Genomic DNA, 16,478 nt, shown 5'->3' with positions numbered 1-16,478 from the left:
GTATAAACTGTCTAACTTTGCTATTATATCACGTGTAGACGTGATAACGACACGAAAAAAGCCGTCCACAGAAATTTCTGTAGACGACTTTTTTAACTTATAGATTAGAATCTTCACGGTGCAGCTTATTGAGCAGCTGATCGATCCGACTCCCATATTGAACGGATTCATCACGTTCGAATGTTAGCTCTGGTACCTTGAAAATATTCAGGCGGGAACCTAACTCGCTACGAATCAAACCCGTTGCTTTGGTTAATCCCTGGGCAGTTTTTTCACCATCAGAGGCCTTATCAGACAAGATACTGTAATAAATCGTGGCTTGCTGATAATCCCCGGTAACAACAACACCAGTAACAGTGACGTCCTGTACCCGTGGATCACGAACCCGCTTTAACAAGATATCGTTAACTTCGCGCTGAATTTCTTGTTCAAGCCGTCCTTGACGATAATGTGCCATATATCTAACACCTCGTTAGTTCTCTATTCTATTGGGATTTCCTTCATTACATAAGCTTCAATCACATCGCCGACTTTAATGTCGTTGTAGTTTTCAATGGTCAAGCCTAATTCATGACCCTGCTTAACGTCATTAACGTCATCCTTAAAGCGCTTCAGACTGCCTAATTCGCCTTCGTAAACGACCACTGAATCACGGATCAAACGAACCTTGCTGTCCCTTGAAATATGACCATCAGTCACCATTCCGCCGGCAATCGTGCCAACTTTAGAAGCTTTGAAGATGTCCCGAACTTCAACTTCACCGATGACTTCTTCTTTATACGTTGGTTCCAGCTTACCCTTCATGGCGTGTTCGATTTCATCGATAGCGTTATAGATCACCCGGTGCAAACGAATGTCCACGTTGTCTTGGTCAGCTTGTGATTTGGCTTGCGGTGTTGGCCGTACGTTAAACCCGATGATGATCGCGTTACTTGCTTCAGCCAAGGTAACATCACTTTCGTTAATGGCACCAACGGCGGTATGGATAATGTTGACCCGCACACCTTCAACTTCGATCTTCTTCAAGCTGTTAGCCAGTGCTTCAACGGAACCTTGGACGTCAGCCTTAATAATGACATCAACTTCCTTCATTTCCCCTTCTTTCATCGTATCAAAGAGGTTATCAAGGGTCACTGTGTTCTTACTGCGACGTTCTTCCATCAAAGCGTTCTTGGCACGTTCTTCACCGGCGGCACGAGCGGTCTTTTCGTCGTCGAAGACAACGAAGCGATCACCGGCTTCCGGTACGTCACTTAACCCGGTAATTTCAACTGGCGTGGAAGGCAGGGCTTTTTTAATTTCCTTGCCATTTTCGTTTTCCATGGTCCGAACTTTACCAAAGGTATTCCCAACCACGATTGGATCACCAGTATGCATGGTCCCTTGTTGAATCAGTAAGGTTGCAACGGAACCCTTACCTTGATCCAGCTTAGCTTCGATCACTGAGCCCGCAGCGTGTTGCTGTGGGTTAGCCTTTAATTCCATCACTTCGGATTGTAACAGGATCATATCCAAGAGTTCGTCAATGTTCTTACCGAACTTAGCTGAAATTTGGACAAAGATCGTGTCGCCGCCCCAGTCTTCAGGAATCAGACCGTATTCAGTCAGCTGTTCCATGACGTGGTTCGGGTTAGCGCCTGGCTTATCGATCTTGTTAACGGCCACGATAATTGGTGTCTTAGCGGCCTGCGCATGGTGAATGGCTTCAATGGTTTGAGGCATCACACCATCGTCAGCAGCAACCACCAAAATCGTGATATCGGTTATGTCAGCACCACGAGCCCGCATTTCGGTGAAGGCCGCGTGTCCTGGGGTATCCAGGAAGGTAATCGTCTTACCCTTATGCTTGACTTGGTAAGCACCAATGGCTTGAGTGATCCCGCCGGCTTCACCAGCAGTGATGTGAGAATGACGCAAATGGTCAAGCAGTGTTGTCTTACCATGGTCAACGTGACCCATGATGGTAACAACCGGCGGCCGGGATTCAAGGTGATCGGTATTCTTAGACTCTTCTTCAAAAGTCTTATCAATATCGGCAACATCAACTTCGACCTTCTCCTTAGCGTCAATCCCGTAATCAGCCGCTAAGATTTCAATGGTATCCTTATCCAGCGACTGGTTTTGGTTAGCCATGACACCCAGCATAAACAGCTTCTTAACAATTTCAGCTGGTTCACGGTGCAGAATCTTACCAAGATCTTGGGCGTTCATCCCAACTTGGTAGACCAACGTGTCTGGCAGAGCCTTATTCTTACGTTCAGGGGCACCCTTTTGGTGATTGGTTTCCTTGATTCGTTGGTTCTTCTTGCTGTACTTCTTAGCAAAATTGTTGCGACGGCGGTTATTGTTCCGGTTATTGCGATTATTCCGGCTGTTACGGCCATTACCGCTGTTTAAACTGCCGCCAAAACGACCTGATCCGCCACGGTTGGCATTGTTGCTGTTGCCGTTATTTTGTGAATGATTGCTGTTTTGACTGCGGTTATTGTTGCTTGACTGTGACCGGTTGTTATTACTTGATTGCGAGCGGTTATTAGACTGCCCGCGATTAGTAGACTGGCTGTGGTTAGTCGATTGGTTTCGGTTGCTGGACTGACTATGGCTAGCATTGGCATGGTTCTGCCCATTTGAATGGTTGCTGCTGTTAGACTGCGACCGGTTATGTGCCGTTTGGCTGCTACCAGTATTTTGACGATGGTCATGGTTTTGGGCCGGCTTGGCAGACTGTGTGGAATGCGCTGGCTTAGCCTGACCCGACTGGTTCTTATTACCGGTAGTCGTTTTACTACCCTTATTTGAAAAAGTTTCTCGCAATTGACGTTCCTCGTTACTTCCTAATGATGACATATGATTTTTGACGTCAAAGCCCTTTTCTTGAGCCTTATCAAGAACGGCTTTACTTGAGACGTTGAGTTCTTTAGCTAATTCGTAAATTCGCTTTTTGCCCATATCTTCACTCTCCTTTGGTATTAACTAGTTCAATTAACTTTCTAGCAAATCCAGGATCTTTTACACCGTAAGCTGAACGGTTCATGCCCGTTGCCTGGCTAAGTTGTTCCTTTGTAAATGCGGTAATTAAGTCAACGTGGTAAAACGTGGCCTTATCACTTAACTTTTTCATGCTGCTAGGACCGGCATCACTAGCTAGGATCACCACTGAGATGCTCTGATTCCGAATAGCTTTTAAAACAAATCCTTCGCCTGTCACTAACTGATTAGCCCGGCGAACTAGTCCTAAAAGCTGTAGAAAAGGATTAGGCTTTTCCATTTTCAAATAATTCCCGACGAGCCTGCTGATGGTCCACGTATGCCACCAAATCATCGTAAAATTGTGAGTCAACTTTGGTTTCAAAGACCTTATCAAAAGTTCGTTCTTTTTGAGCCCGTTTTGCAATCTCAACGTCCAAAGAAATGTAAGCACCGCGGCCTGATTTCTTTCCCGTTGGATCAACAGACACGTTGTTATCCTTGTCACGAACGATCCGGACTAAGTCCTTTTTAGGCGCCATTTCACCGGTCACAATGTCTTTTCTCATTGGTACCTTACGTTTCTTCATGTACGCTTACCTCCTAGTCTTCAGTACCGTCATCCTCAGAAGCTTCTGGGGTATCTTCAGGTTCTGAGTCCGCTGTGGAATCAGTCGTGTCAGTCGTTGCTGGCTGATCAGTTTCGTCATCCGTTGTCTCTTGATCACTTGGCTGTTCTTCGTCCTGCGAATCAGCAGCATCGCTACCAGACTTGTTAAAGAGCGTTTCAGCCTCAGTTTCAGACTTGATGTCGATCTTATAACCAGTCAGCTTAGCAGCTAAACGGGCGTTTTGACCACGTTTACCAATTGCCAATGATAGCTGGTAATCAGGTACGATAACGGTACATGCCCGTTCGTTGTTTTCATCAAAGATGACGTCGATCACTTCAGCTGGGTTCAACGCGTTAGCAATAAACTTCGCTTCGTCATCCGTCCATTCAACGATATCCATATTTTCGCCATCTAATTCGGATACAATGGCTTGAACTCGCTGACCACGGGGACCTACTGAGGTGCCGACCGGGTCAACATCGGGATTATTTGAACGAACAGCTACCTTGGCACGGTCACCCGCTTCTCTGGCAATCGACATGATTTCAACGGTGCCATCGTAGATTTCCGGAATTTCTTCTTCAAATAACCGCTTCAGCAGCCCTGAATCAGTCCGGCTAACGAACACTTGCGGGCCCTTAGCAGCGTTTTCAACCCGAGTCACGTAAACCTTAATTCGGTCGTGCATATGGTAAGTTTCGTTAGGCATTTGATCCTGACGGCTCATAACAGCTTCTACGTTACCTAAGTTAACGTAAACGAACCGGTTATCTTGACGCTCAACCTCACCAGTAATAATTTCATTTTCGTACTGGCTGTACTGGTCAAAGATCAATGACCGTTCAGCTTCACGGACCCGTTGCATGATAACCTGTTTAGCGGTTTGTGCCGCGATTCGGCCAAAGTTTTTAGGGGTAACTTCAAACTTGATGTCATCACCAATTTCATAGCCTCGACTGACCTGTAAGGCATCGTCTAAGCTGACTTCCAACCGGGAGTCGTAAACCTGATCGACAATTTTTTTAACCGCGAAAACGTGAACATCACCCTTTTTTTGGTCAAAGTTTACCTCAACGTTTTGGGCCTGACCGTAGTTCCGCTTGTAAGCAGAGGTCAATGCCGCTTCAATGGCATCAATCACAATTTCCTTTTTGATACCCTTTTCGGTTTCTAGTTGATCCAGAGCACCTATTAGTTCTTTACTCATTACGTATAGTCTCCTTTAGCTGTTAAAACTTAATTGCTAATCTTGCTTTGGCAACGTTTTTTCTTGGAATGACCAGTTCTTTCATCCGACCCTTTAGGTTGATTTTCAAGCCTAATTCGTCGTCACTCACAGAGGTCAATGTCCCTTCAAATGCTTTTTCACCGTTCATCTTTTGGTAAAGCGAAATGTGAACATAGTGATCGACCGCCCGTTTGTAGTCAGCTTCTTTTTTCAGCGGCCGTTCCGCACCTGGAGAGGATACTTCCAAGAAATACGCTTGGGGAATTGGATCAGGATCGATATTATCCAGCTTTTCACTTAACTCATCACTCACTAATGCACATTCATCAATCGTAATGCCACCAGGTTTGTCGATGAAGAGCCGCAAATACCAACTTTTACCCTCGCGAACAAACTCAACGTCCACCAGTTCAAAGTGATGGGCAGCCACAATCGGTTTCGCCAGAGCCGAAACAATGTCTACGACGTTATCCAATCTTTTACCTCCAATACCATTTTTCCAATAAAAAGAGCGAGCATCGCTGCTCACTCCTTTCCGAAATATCTACAACTCGTATGATAGCACAAAGGTGACACAATAGCAAACTTGAAAGCGCGCCGTTATGCCAACTCTGACGAATCCTGGTTACATCATGTCAAACAAACTCAGTTGATTCTCATCCGGCAAACCATCCAGAACCCCGTTATCAGTCATAAATTCAATCAGAGTTTTGGAAACTTTTCCGCGTTTAGCCAAGTCTTCCTTGGAGAGAAACGGTTTGTCTTCACGAGCGGCCACAATCTGCTTAGCCACGTTTAAGCCCAAGCCGGGCGCAGCATTGAACGGTGCAATTAACGAGTCACCATCAATCAGCCATTCACTGGCAGCCGACTTATTGATATCGATCATCTTAAAGTTAAAACCACGTTCCAGCATCTCGTTCGCCAGTTCCAGAACCGTCAGCAGGTTTTTCTCCTTAGCTGACGCGTCCATTCCCTCGTCGTTGATTTCCTTCATTTTGGCTTTAACGGAATCTTTTCCCCGAGACATTGCGACAACGTCAAAGTCATCAGCCCGCACGGAGAAGTATGCTGCGTAATAAACCAGTGGGAAGTACACCTTGAAGTACGCCACCCGCAGCGCCATCAAAATATAGGCGGCCGCGTGGGCCCGTGGGAACATGTACTTGATCTTCAAGCAAGACTGAATGTACCAGTCCGGTACGTCCGCTTCCTTCATCTTGTCCTGCCACTCGTCTGGAATACCGCGACCGTGACGGACGGATTCCATAATCTGAAATGAGGTTTCAGAATCCATCCCCCAGTTGATCAAGTCGGTCATGATGTTATCCCGACAACCGATAACGTTGGCGATAGTGGCAGTCCCGTTTTTGATCAGTTCTTCGGCGTTGCCCAACCACACGTCGGTCCCGTGAGACAGCCCAGAAATTTGCAGCAGCTGTGAATAGTTCTTCGGGTGAGTTTCTTCCAGCATCCCCCGAACGAACCGGGTCCCAAATTCAGGGACACCCAGCGTTCCGGTCTTGGACTGGATCTGTTCCGGGGTCACGTGTAAGGAATCGGTGCCGGAAAACAGCGCCATCACGCCCGGATCATCCATTGGAATCGTCTTTGGATCGACCCCGCTCAAATCTTGCAGCGTCCGGATCATGGTGGGATCATCATGCCCCAGAATATCGATCTTCAAAATATTGTCATGGATCGAATGGAAATCAAAGTGGGTCGTTTGCCACGCGGCGTTTTGATCGTCAGCGGGATACTGGATCGGCGTGAAATCATAGATGTCCATGTAATCGGGCACAACGATGATCCCGGCCGGATGTTGTCCGGTAGTTCGTTTCACACCAGTGGCACCCTTGGCTAACCGGTCGATCTCAGCGTTTCGTAAATGCAATTCTTTATCGCGTTCGTAAGCCTTCACGTAGCCGTAAGCGGTTTTGTCCGCCACGGTACCGATCGTTCCGGCCCGGTACACGTTTTTTTCACCGAACAACACCTTGGTGTAGTTATGAGCAATCGGTTGATAGTCCCCGGAGAAGTTCAAATCAATATCGGGGACCTTGTTTCCAGTAAACCCTAAGAAGGTTTCAAAGGGAATGTTATGGCCGTCACCGATCATCAAAGTCCCGCACTTTGGACAGTTCTTTTCGGGTAAGTCAAACCCGGAACTGTATTCACCCTTGGTATAGAAGTGAGAATACTGACAGTTAGGGCAGCGATAATGTGGCGGTAACGGGTTCACCTCGGTGATTCCGGTCATGGTCGCCACCAGACTGGAACCAACGGAACCCCGGGAACCAACCAAGTACCCGTCTTTATTACTCTTCGCCACCAGTCGTTGGGCAATTAAATAAATCACTGAGAACCCGTTACCAATGATACTTTTCAGTTCACGGTCAAGCCGGTGCTGAACCAGTTCTGGCAGCGGATCGCCGTACCATTCGTGGGCGGTATTCATGGTCCGCTCACGGATCTCGTCTTCGGCGCCCTCCATCCGCGGCGTATACAGTTTGTCCTTTAACGGGTGAACATCGTCAATTTTATCGGCAATCGCGTTGGTGTTCGTCACCACAATTTCTTTGGCCTTATCCTCGCCTAAGAAGCTGTAGTCATCTAATAATTCGTCAGTGGTTCGGAAATGCACGTCTGGCAGTTCTTGACGGTTTAACGGGTTGGCCCCGCCTTGCGAGTTGATCAAAATCTTCCGGTAAATGGCGTCTTCCGGATTCAAATAATGGGCATCACCAGTTACCGCAACAGGCTTATCTAATTCTTCACCCAGCTTGACCATGTTGGTTAAAATTTCCTCTAAGTTTTTCCGGTTTTGAATCAAACCAGAATCGATCAGCGGCTTGTAGGCGGCTAACGGCTGAACTTCGAGGTAATCGTAAAACTTCGCTTTGCTGCGGGCTTCAGCGTACCCCTTCTGCATCATCGCGGTGAAAACTTCACCGGAATCACAGGCAGAACCGATCAGCAGACCGTCCCGCAACTTCTCAATTTGACTCCGCGGCATCCGCGGCACCCGATAGAAGTAATCCACGTTAGACTTGGAAACTAATTTAAATAAGTTCTTCAAACCAGCCTGCGTCTGAGCCAAAATGATCGCGTGGGATGGCCGAGCGTGTTTATACGCATCGTTTTCGCTCATATGATCATTTAACTGATCGTGATACTGGATGTTGTAACGGTCTTCAGCGTCCTTTAAAAAGAGGTAGTTCAAATGTCCAGTTGACTCAGCATCATAAATGGCCCGGTGATGGTGTTCCAGTGAAACGTGGAACTTCTTGGCCAACGTGTTCAACCGGTAACCCTTTAGATTCGGGTACAGGAATCGCGCTAGCGTTAACGTGTCAATGATGGGGTTGGTAATGTCCGGTAAGTCGTGACGCTGGTAGCCGGCATTCATGAACCCGATATCGAAGGTCACGTTATGGCCGACAATGATTGCGTCGCCGTAAAATTGCCTGAATAGTTCAAACACTTCTTTTTCGGACTTTGAGCCGTGGACCATATCATCGGTAATACTGGTCAAATTAGTCGTTTGATCCGACAAATGAAATCCCGGATCAATAAACTCTTCAAACTGATCAATCACTTCTTTACCCTGCATCTTAACGGCGGATAATTCAATGACCCGGTCGTAAATGGCAGATAAACCCGTAGTTTCTGTATCAAAAACCACGTACGTTGCATCTTTAAGCGGTCGGTGTTCATTGTTATAACCAATCGGCACACCGTCATCAACGAGGTTAGCTTCAACCCCGTAGATCATCTTAATCTCGTTTTTAGAGGCCGCCCGAAAGGCTTCTGGAAAGCCTTGAACCCCGGCATGGTCAGTGATTGCAATGGCTTTATGACCCCACTTTTTAGCTTGCTTGACGTAGTCGGTGATTGAGTTAGTGGCATCCATGGTACTCATATTGGTGTGCAGGTGTAATTCCACCCGTTTTTCACCGTCAGGCGCTTTATCCTGTCTGCTTGGCACCGTAACTTGGTTAATGTCATAGGCGTTTAAGACCAAATCCCGCATGAAATTATCTTCTTGAACGCTGCCGCGGACCCTGATCCAGTCACCTTCGTTTAAACCTTCGAACTGGGCTTCATCGCCTTCATCACGGGAAAATTTTTTCACCGCAATCGAGGAACTGTAATCCGTAATTTCCAGGATCATCAGCTTCCGGCCAGAACGCAGATCACGAATCTCTTTGTTAAAAACATAACCTTGAACGATCACTGACTTTTCTTCATCTTCAATTGAAGACAATTGAACCGGTTCTTCATCAGCCTTGATTTTCCGGCCGATTACTGTAGGTCCGCTAGCAGCCGCTACGCCCTGTTTTTCACGCTTCTCGTTGGCCACTTTGATAGCAGCCACCGCTTTTTGCGCCAGTTCGGCATCCGACTGGGCCTTTTTTTGCTTGAACTCCTGTATCTTCGCCTGGGAAGCTGACTCGTCGATCATGGTATGAATCGCAAACTTCGGAAAACCGACCGATTCATACCGGTTTTCAATTGGACCCAATGCTTGGTCAACCAAGAAGTTCTTCACAACCTCGTTTTCGGCCATAAAGATCACCCGGTTATCCTCAAGTTTTGGCACTTGATCGCGACAAAGTTCCTGTATCAACGGCGACGTCACACCGCTATGCTGAACAACCCAATTCCAATAATCACCAATCAAACGATTATCTAACTCGTTTTGATCCGTATGAATTTCAAAGTCAACTTTAACAATTGACTGAAAAGCCTTTTCCAGTTGTCCCTGAAACGTGGTAAACGTTTCATACGGTAATACCGTTGGTAATTTAAAGTTAAAGTGCCAACGTTTAGACTTTTCGTGTACGGTTAATTTTTCCAGGGCTGCCCCCTTAAAGAATGGCTGGTCGGCCAAATCAGATAATTGCAGTTGCTGTAATAGTTTTTCAAATAATGCCTGATGATCTAAGGCCACACCAAACTGCCCCCTTTATTTTTGCTTAATGCCATTATTTTAACGTAAAACGGACTCGAGACAAAACAAAAATTGTTTTGTTTTCTCGAGTCCGTCCCACACATCATTATTAATCGTTAGCAGATTCAGAATCTGCTGGTTTTGGATCCGTTTCCTTCAATAAAATACCGACTGTATTGTCAACTTCATCAGCCTTGACTTCAACGGTTTCACCAGACTTGCGGATTTTAATCTCAACAATCCCGTCACTGGCTTTCTTCCCGACGGTAATCCGGATTGGAATCCCAATTAAGTCGGAATCAGCAAATTTAACACCAGCCCGTTCCTTACGGTCATCGATCAAAACCCGGTAACCAGCAGCCGTCAAGCTGTCCGTTAACTTGTTGGCTAAATCAACCTGCGTGTCGTTCTTCACGTTCACTGGAATGACGTGCAAGTCATATGGCGCAATTGCTCGTGGCCAAACTAAGCCGTGTTCGTCCGACTGCTGCTCGCTGATAGCGGATAACAGCCGGCTAACACCAATGCCGTACGAGCCCATAATGACGGGTACCGAACGCCCATTTTCGTCCAAAACTTTAGCGTCAAGGGCTTCGGAATAACGCGTCCCCAGTTTAAAGATGTGACCAATTTCAATGCCACGGGTAAACTTCAGTTTACCAGCACCATCAGGTGAAATATCGCCCTCTTTAACGGTACGGATATCGGTGAACTCATCAACTCGGAAATCACGTTCAACGTTGGCATTCATGTAGTGATAGCCATCTTCATCAGCGCCCACTACCGCATTGACCATATCCTGGACGTAACGGTCAGCCACAATCGTCACGTCTTCGCCAACGCCCACTGGACCTAAGGCGCCAAATGATGCCCCCAGGTATTTTTCAGCATCGTCATTGGTTGCTGGTGCCAAGAAGTCCGCGTGCAAGAAGTTCTTTAACTTGGTTTCGTTCAACTCATCATCACCGCGGAGTAAGGCCAATACTGGCTTTTCGTCAGCAATGTAAAGCATGCTCTTAATCAAATTATCAGCGTCTAAGTCTAACTTGGCAGCCACGTCATCAATGGTCTTAGCCTCACCAGTGGCCACCTTTTCCAGATCTTTTTGCGCAGCGTGTGACTTTTTAGGTGTATACAGGTTCGTTGCCATTTCAAGGTTTGCAGCATAATCAGATTCGTCAACGTAGACAATGGTATCTTCACCAATTGGTGCAATCGCAGAGAATTCCTTAGAGTCCTTGCCGCCCATGGCACCGGCGTCACCAATAATTGTCCGGTACTTCAAACCGATCCGATCAAAGATCCGCTTGTAGGCACCTTCCATTTGATGGTAAACCTGATCCAGGTCATCGTAGTTAGTCGAAAACGAATAAGCGTCTTTCATGATAAATTCCCGTCCACGCAGCAAACCATAACGAGGACGCTCTTCGTCACGGTACTTAGCCTGAATTTGATAGAGGGTCAGCGGTAATCGTTTATACGATTTAATGCTGTCACGAATCAATGTCGTGAACGTTTCTTCATGAGTTGGCCCGAGAATAAAGTCCGTATTGTGACGGTTCTTAAACTTGAACAAGGTCGGGCCGTATGTATCGTAACGACCTGAATCTTTCCAGAGCTGTGCTGGCAAAACAGTTGGAACCACCATTTCAACCGCATCAATCTTGTCCATTTCCTCCCGAATAATTTTTTCAATGTTGGTCAGAACTTGGAATGCGAGTGGTAAATAAGCATACATTCCTGCAGTCACTTGGCGAATGTAGCCGGCTCTAAGCATCATCTGATGGCTCAGTGCTTCTGCATCACTCGGCACCTCTTTCAGTGTTGGAATCAGCAATTTTGACTGTTTCATACTCAATTGAACTCCTTTTTAACCGATTTTATTTGATTTATTTAATGAAGTAACGCTCAATATCATTCCACGTTACTAACAGCATTAACACCACTAAGAAGGCCACTCCAGCGAGAGTGATAACCGTCTCGACGTTTTCTGAGAGCGGTTTTCGCCGAATACCCTCAATCACGTTAAGTAATATTTTACCACCATCAAGTGCCGGAATTGGCAATAAATTCACAATTCCCAAGTTAAGTGATAGAAATGCCAAGAAGCTTAGCACACCCAGGATCCCCTCAGAGGCTGCGGTGGATGTCGTCGCAAAGATTGCCACGGGACCGCCCAAATCATTCAGACTAAAGTGTCCGGAAACCATTGACCAGATTGCCTGCATTAAGCGCACCGTCATCTGCCAAGTTTGTGTGAAACCCGAAACCAGCATGGCGGAAATATCGTGGTTCCGATACTGAGTAATACCGATAGCGCCGATCGTCTTGTTGTTGATCTTAGTGGCCTCAGGAACCATCTGGATGGTCTTAGTCTGATCACCGCGCTTCACTTTAAAAGTGGTTTGTTTGTGTGCACGATTCTGAATTTGAAGCGCAATTTGGTTCCAATCCCTAACTTTTTTACCGTTTACAGCCGTAATATAATCGCCGTTCTTGATCCCTGCTGAACGGGCAACCGTTACGTCCGAGGTCGTGGGACTGACTCGGTTACTATTATTAGTCACACCACCGGCTACAAACGTTAAAATCGTGTAGACAATGATGGCTAAGAAAAAGTTATTCATCGGTCCCGCAAAGTTAGTCATCAAACGATGACCTAAACTAGCAGACTGAAACTGAACGTCTCGTGGCGCAATGCGAACTTCGGTACCATCACTTTCGATGATCGTGGCATCTTGTGCCACGTTATACCGTTTAACTGCACTTTCATCGCCGTTTTCGTAACCTTCGATCCAAAGCTCATCCTCTAGATCGGTAGCTGTCACCGCCATGGGAATCCCGTTAAACAGCGTGGATTTTTTGCTGGTATTAATCCGGGTCACCTGATCATTATCACCCACATACAGGCTTACGGGTGTCCCCGGTTTTAATTCATCTTCATCATCTTCAGCACCGGCCATCCGAACGTACCCGCCAACCGGCAGCAGCCGAATCGTGTAGGTGGTATCAGTAGTGCGGTAATTGAACAGTTTAGGACCCATGCCGATTGAAAATTCACGCACGAGGATCCCCGCCCGCTTGGCGAAGAAGAAGTGACCAAACTCGTGAATAAACACAATCAGGCCAAACACGATAATGAAGGTAATAATGGTCGTAATCACAGACGTCGATCCTTTCGTAATAGACTAGATTTACTGATGCTACATGAAGCCCAGCAAATGCAAAGCAGGTAATACTAACAAGAGGCTATCGAAACGGTCTAAAATACCGCCGTGTCCAGGCAGGATACGGCCAGAATCTTTAACACCGTAGTAACGCTTTAAAGCCGATTCTACTAAATCACCAATTTGACCGATTACTGACAGCACAACCGTAAATAAGACTGTTACTAACCAGCTGTAATCACCTTGGGGATAAAAATGCACGTAAATCGCAACGATGATCGTGGCAGCCACAGTACCGCCGACCGATCCCTCCCAAGTCTTGTTAGGACTAATGTGCGGTGCTAATTTATGCCGGCCTAATTTACGGCCAATCATGTAGGCACCACTATCCGTGATCCAAACAATAAACAAGGCGAAGAAAATCATCCAAACACTGGCTGCACGTGCCATGACGAAGTAGTGAAAGCCAAAGCCGATATAGATCGCACCAGTGGTCAAAACAGCTGCATCGTCAAATGAGAAACGGTTCTTCGAGAAAACCGTATACATTAACAGCAAGACAATGACCCCGTACACCACAAAGTTGATGTCGAGGTGTGCTGGTAAAATAGCCCGCCAAAAATCAGGCAGAATAATCAGTAACACGGCGATTCCAGATAACAATGCTTCCCAAGAGACGATCAACTTTTTACGCATCACTAAAATTTCGGAAAGTGCAATTAATCCAAGAACTGCAGCGGCAATGTCAACCCAGATGCCACCAGCAATAATAATTGGAATGAAGATAATTAAGGCGATCACCGCCGTAATAACCCTTTGTCTCATTTATAAACTCCTTTTCCCCTCAACTATTTCGATAATCCGCCGAAACGGCGTTTACGATGTTGGTATTCATAAACCGCCTGAACCAATAACTCAGCATTAAATTCAGGCCAGTGCGGTGCCATGAACACAAATTCTGAATAAGCAATCTGCCACAGCAAAAAGTTGGAAATCCGTTTTTCGCCTGAAGTTCTGATCACCACGTCCGGATCCTGATACTGTCCCAGCGACGCCGTCATGAGATGGGCGCTGATCATTTCTGGTGAAATCTCTTCAGGCTTTACGTTACCCCGTTGAACCGACTGGGCAATTTCTTGCACCGCGGTCGTAATTTCAGCGCGACTGCCGTAATTCAAAGCAAAGTTTAGAACCATGCCGTCACAGTCTTTAGTATCTTCAACCGCATCTTTGACGGCTTTTTGCGTTTTTTGCGGCAGTTGATCCGTATAGCCCATCACGTTGACCCGAACATTATTTTGAATTAATTCCGGAACAAATTTATCAAAAAAATCCACCGGCAACTTCATCAAATAGTTCACTTCATCCGCCGGCCGTTTCCAGTTTTCAGTTGAAAACGCATATAAGGTGAGGACTTTAATCCCCAGGTCACTCGCCGCTTTCGTAATGGTCTTAACCGTCTCCATACCTTGCTTGTGACCGGCTACTCTCGGCAAATGACGCTTTTGCGCCCAACGGCCATTACCATCCATGATAATGGCAACGTGAGCTGGAATATTATTAGGATCTAGTTCTATTTTGTCAGGGATTTCTGACTGATGGTTATTGTTGAGCCAAGAAAACAATGTGGCACCTCCAAATTAGCTTTCAAACCCTAATCATACCAAAAAACAGAGTTGTCGACTATCCCAACTCTGCTTAAAGCGATTATTTAACATAATCTAAATAAGCTACTGAAGTAAGCGCCATTCACCGCGGTTAGCGTCAGATAACGTATTAAAATACTGCAGTAAATTATTAGCATCATCCGGGCTCACTTCGCCAAGCTTATTTAATCCCTCGCCAGTTGGAATGGGTTCGCTTAGATCTGTGATTTCAGACCCGTTTTCGATGGTCGCCTTTGAAAAAGCAATGATCCAATCTTCTTCAATCAACTGAGTAATTACAAAGAATAAATTGAAGTCATCTTTTACAAAAGCTGGCTGAGCATAAACACCATCATCGATTTGAGTTAACTCATTGCCGTTATAATTTAAAACCGCTAGATTTTCGTCGGTCACTGCATCATTCAGTTTAAAAACCATTTTGGCAAATTGTGGTGTGCCAGGTGTGATTTCAACTGTTTCATCGTCACTTGCCATGTTTAACTTCCTTTCGTACAACCAAGACTAGCCAGAAATAATTTCCTGTTCTTTGTCGTCGGTCAGCTTATCAATTTGTTTAACAGCATCATCCGTCACGCTTTGAACCTGTTTTTCAAGGTCGTGAAGGTCATCATCAGTGAAATCACCATTTTTGTGGCCCTTTTTGACGGCGTCCATTGCTTCACGCCGAACGTTTCTAACGGCAACTTTACCTTCTTCGGAAACCGCCTTAACTTGCTTGGCAAGCTCTTTACGACGTTCTTCAGTTAACTGAGGAACCACCAAACGAAGTGCTGAACCGTCGTTTGCTGGTGTAATGCCAAGATCCGATTCCAAAATACCCTTTTCAACGTCTTCCAAGGAAGACTTATCGAACGGTGTTACCAAAATAACCCGTGGCTCCGGAACGGAGATCGATGCGACCTGATTGATCGGTGTTTCCACACCGTAATACTGAACCGTTACCCGGCTTAATAGACTAGCGTTAGCACGGCCGGCACGAATCGTACCGAACTCCCGGCTTAACGCATCTTCCGCCTTTTTCATTTTATCTTTTGCTTCATCAATAATTGGGTTTGCCAAAACTATTTCCCCCTTACCGTTGTCCCGATATTTTCACCAAGAACAACCTTCTTAATGTTACCTGGATGATTCAGATTAAAGACAACCAGCGGAATATCATTATCCATTGATAATGTGCTGGCCGTAGAATCCATGACATGGAGGCCCTTATTAATAATATCCATGTGGGTCAAGTGATCAAACTTAACCGCTTTAGGATCAATGTTAGGATCAGCAGAGTAAACACCGTCGACCCCGTTTTTAGCCATTAAAATAGCGTCAGCATTGATTTCCGCTGCCCGTAAAGCCGCGGTCGTATCAGTTGAAAAGTACGGGCTGCCAGTGCCACCAGCGAAGATAACGACCCGGTCTTTTTCCAAGTGACGGATTGCCTTCCGCCGAATATAAGGCTCTGCAATAGCCCGCATTTCAATCGAAGTTTGAACCCGAGTCGGCACACCGATGTCTTCGAGGTTATCCTGAAGGGCAAGGCCATTCATGATGGTTGCAAGCATGCCGATATAGTCGGCTTGCGCGCGTTCCATGCCCATCTGAGCACCTGATTCGCCTCGCCACATGTTACCGCCGCCAACGACGATCCCGATCTGAAGACCCAAATCAAAGACTTCTTTTACTTCTTTTGCCACCGTTCTAATAACTGGTGGGTGGATACCAAAACCTTGATCGCCTGCCAAAGCTTCACCACTCAGCTTCAAAACGACGCGTTTATACTTTAAATCCGACATCATGAGCCTCCTATTAGTTTCCTTTTGTAATTCTATCATAAACCGGTATCGACCAACAGTCGTATCCCGGCTAAATTGCATAAAAAAAGATGTACGC

14 protein-coding genes are annotated in these 16,478 nt (G+C 46.1%); all 14 read right to left on the bottom strand.

The features are described 5' to 3' along the window. Positions 1-97: 97 nt before the first annotated feature. On the bottom strand, positions 98-457 hold the full coding sequence (gene rbfA, locus CES81_RS06510) for a 30S ribosome-binding factor RbfA (RefSeq protein WP_089087959.1): 360 nt from the start codon (positions 455-457) through the stop codon (positions 98-100). A 23-nt stretch (positions 458-480) separates the two neighbouring features. Further along, positions 481-2,949, bottom strand: coding sequence for a translation initiation factor IF-2 (gene infB, locus CES81_RS06505; RefSeq protein ID WP_089121137.1), 2,469 nt, complete (start codon positions 2,947-2,949; stop codon positions 481-483). Positions 2,950-2,953: 4 nt separating this feature from the next. Then, positions 2,954-3,268, bottom strand: coding sequence for a L7Ae/L30e/S12e/Gadd45 family ribosomal protein (locus CES81_RS06500; protein WP_089087961.1), 315 nt, complete (start codon positions 3,266-3,268; stop codon positions 2,954-2,956). After that, entirely contained in the window at positions 3,255-3,557 is a 303-nt protein-coding gene (gene rnpM, locus CES81_RS06495) for an RNase P modulator RnpM (RefSeq protein ID WP_089121136.1), read from the bottom strand. The genes CES81_RS06500 and rnpM overlap by 14 nt, the downstream gene beginning before the upstream one ends. 13 nt (positions 3,558-3,570) lie before the next feature. After that, positions 3,571-4,788 carry a transcription termination factor NusA gene (gene nusA / locus CES81_RS06490; RefSeq protein WP_089121135.1) on the bottom strand — a complete coding sequence of 406 codons (1,218 nt, stop codon included), beginning with the start codon at positions 4,786-4,788 and terminating at the stop codon, positions 3,571-3,573. 22 nt (positions 4,789-4,810) lie between these two features. Continuing rightward, on the bottom strand, positions 4,811-5,284 hold the full coding sequence (gene rimP / locus CES81_RS06485) for a ribosome maturation factor RimP (RefSeq protein ID WP_089087964.1): 474 nt from the start codon (positions 5,282-5,284) through the stop codon (positions 4,811-4,813). A 150-nt stretch (positions 5,285-5,434) separates the two neighbouring features. Continuing rightward, entirely contained in the window at positions 5,435-9,763 is a 4,329-nt protein-coding gene (locus CES81_RS06480; RefSeq protein ID WP_089121134.1) for a PolC-type DNA polymerase III, read from the bottom strand. Positions 9,764-9,872: 109 nt separating this feature from the next. Then, positions 9,873-11,615, bottom strand: a complete 1,743-nt coding sequence (locus CES81_RS06475) for a proline--tRNA ligase (protein ID WP_089087966.1) — start codon at positions 11,613-11,615, stop codon at positions 9,873-9,875. Positions 11,616-11,652: 37 nt separating this feature from the next. After that, positions 11,653-12,927 (bottom strand): RIP metalloprotease RseP, encoded by a 1,275-nt coding sequence (gene rseP / locus CES81_RS06470; RefSeq protein WP_089121133.1) that lies wholly within the window; start codon positions 12,925-12,927, stop codon positions 11,653-11,655. Between the two features lie 39 nt (positions 12,928-12,966). After that, positions 12,967-13,755, bottom strand: coding sequence for a phosphatidate cytidylyltransferase (locus tag CES81_RS06465; RefSeq protein WP_089121132.1), 789 nt, complete (start codon positions 13,753-13,755; stop codon positions 12,967-12,969). Between the two features lie 23 nt (positions 13,756-13,778). Then, a complete protein-coding gene (gene uppS, locus CES81_RS06460; protein ID WP_089087969.1) occupies positions 13,779-14,555 on the bottom strand; it encodes an undecaprenyl pyrophosphate synthase in 777 nt (258 codons plus the stop codon). A gap of 105 nt (positions 14,556-14,660) precedes the next feature. Continuing rightward, positions 14,661-15,071 (bottom strand): hypothetical protein, encoded by a 411-nt coding sequence (locus tag CES81_RS06455; protein WP_089087970.1) that lies wholly within the window; start codon positions 15,069-15,071, stop codon positions 14,661-14,663. A gap of 27 nt (positions 15,072-15,098) precedes the next feature. Then, the gene (gene frr, locus CES81_RS06450) at positions 15,099-15,620 is read right to left on the bottom strand and encodes a ribosome recycling factor (RefSeq protein ID WP_439951281.1); all 522 of its coding nucleotides are present in this window, start codon (positions 15,618-15,620) and stop codon (positions 15,099-15,101) included. A 38-nt stretch (positions 15,621-15,658) separates the two neighbouring features. Beyond that, the gene (gene pyrH / locus CES81_RS06445; protein WP_089087972.1) at positions 15,659-16,381 is read right to left on the bottom strand and encodes a UMP kinase; all 723 of its coding nucleotides are present in this window, start codon (positions 16,379-16,381) and stop codon (positions 15,659-15,661) included. Positions 16,382-16,478: the final 97 nt, after the last annotated feature.

The organism is Secundilactobacillus pentosiphilus (genome assembly GCF_002217985.1).
Lineage (GTDB): Bacteria > Bacillota > Bacilli > Lactobacillales > Lactobacillaceae > Secundilactobacillus > Secundilactobacillus pentosiphilus.
Note: the sequence above shows the minus strand (reverse complement) of the source record. Positions and strands in the feature narration are given on the sequence as shown.

Excerpts from the sequence above, each read along its gene's own strand:
- rbfA (WP_089087959.1), bottom strand. The coding sequence starts at position 457 with ATGGCACATTATCGTCAAGGACGGCTTGAACAAGAAATTCAGCGCGAA.
- infB (WP_089121137.1), bottom strand. The coding sequence starts at position 2,949 with ATGGGCAAAAAGCGAATTTACGAATTAGCTAAAGAACTCAACGTCTCA.
- CES81_RS06500 (WP_089087961.1), bottom strand. The coding sequence starts at position 3,268 with ATGGAAAAGCCTAATCCTTTTCTACAGCTTTTAGGACTAGTTCGCCGG.
- rnpM (WP_089121136.1), bottom strand. The coding sequence starts at position 3,557 with ATGAAGAAACGTAAGGTACCAATGAGAAAAGACATTGTGACCGGTGAA.
- nusA (WP_089121135.1), bottom strand. The coding sequence starts at position 4,788 with ATGAGTAAAGAACTAATAGGTGCTCTGGATCAACTAGAAACCGAAAAG.
- CES81_RS06475 (WP_089087966.1), bottom strand. The coding sequence starts at position 11,615 with ATGAAACAGTCAAAATTGCTGATTCCAACACTGAAAGAGGTGCCGAGT.
- CES81_RS06465 (WP_089121132.1), bottom strand. The coding sequence starts at position 13,755 with ATGAGACAAAGGGTTATTACGGCGGTGATCGCCTTAATTATCTTCATT.
- CES81_RS06455 (WP_089087970.1), bottom strand. The coding sequence starts at position 15,071 with ATGGCAAGTGACGATGAAACAGTTGAAATCACACCTGGCACACCACAA.
- frr (WP_439951281.1), bottom strand. The coding sequence starts at position 15,620 with ATGAAAAAGGCGGAAGATGCGTTAAGCCGGGAGTTCGGTACGATTCGT.
- pyrH (WP_089087972.1), bottom strand. The coding sequence starts at position 16,381 with ATGTCGGATTTAAAGTATAAACGCGTCGTTTTGAAGCTGAGTGGTGAA.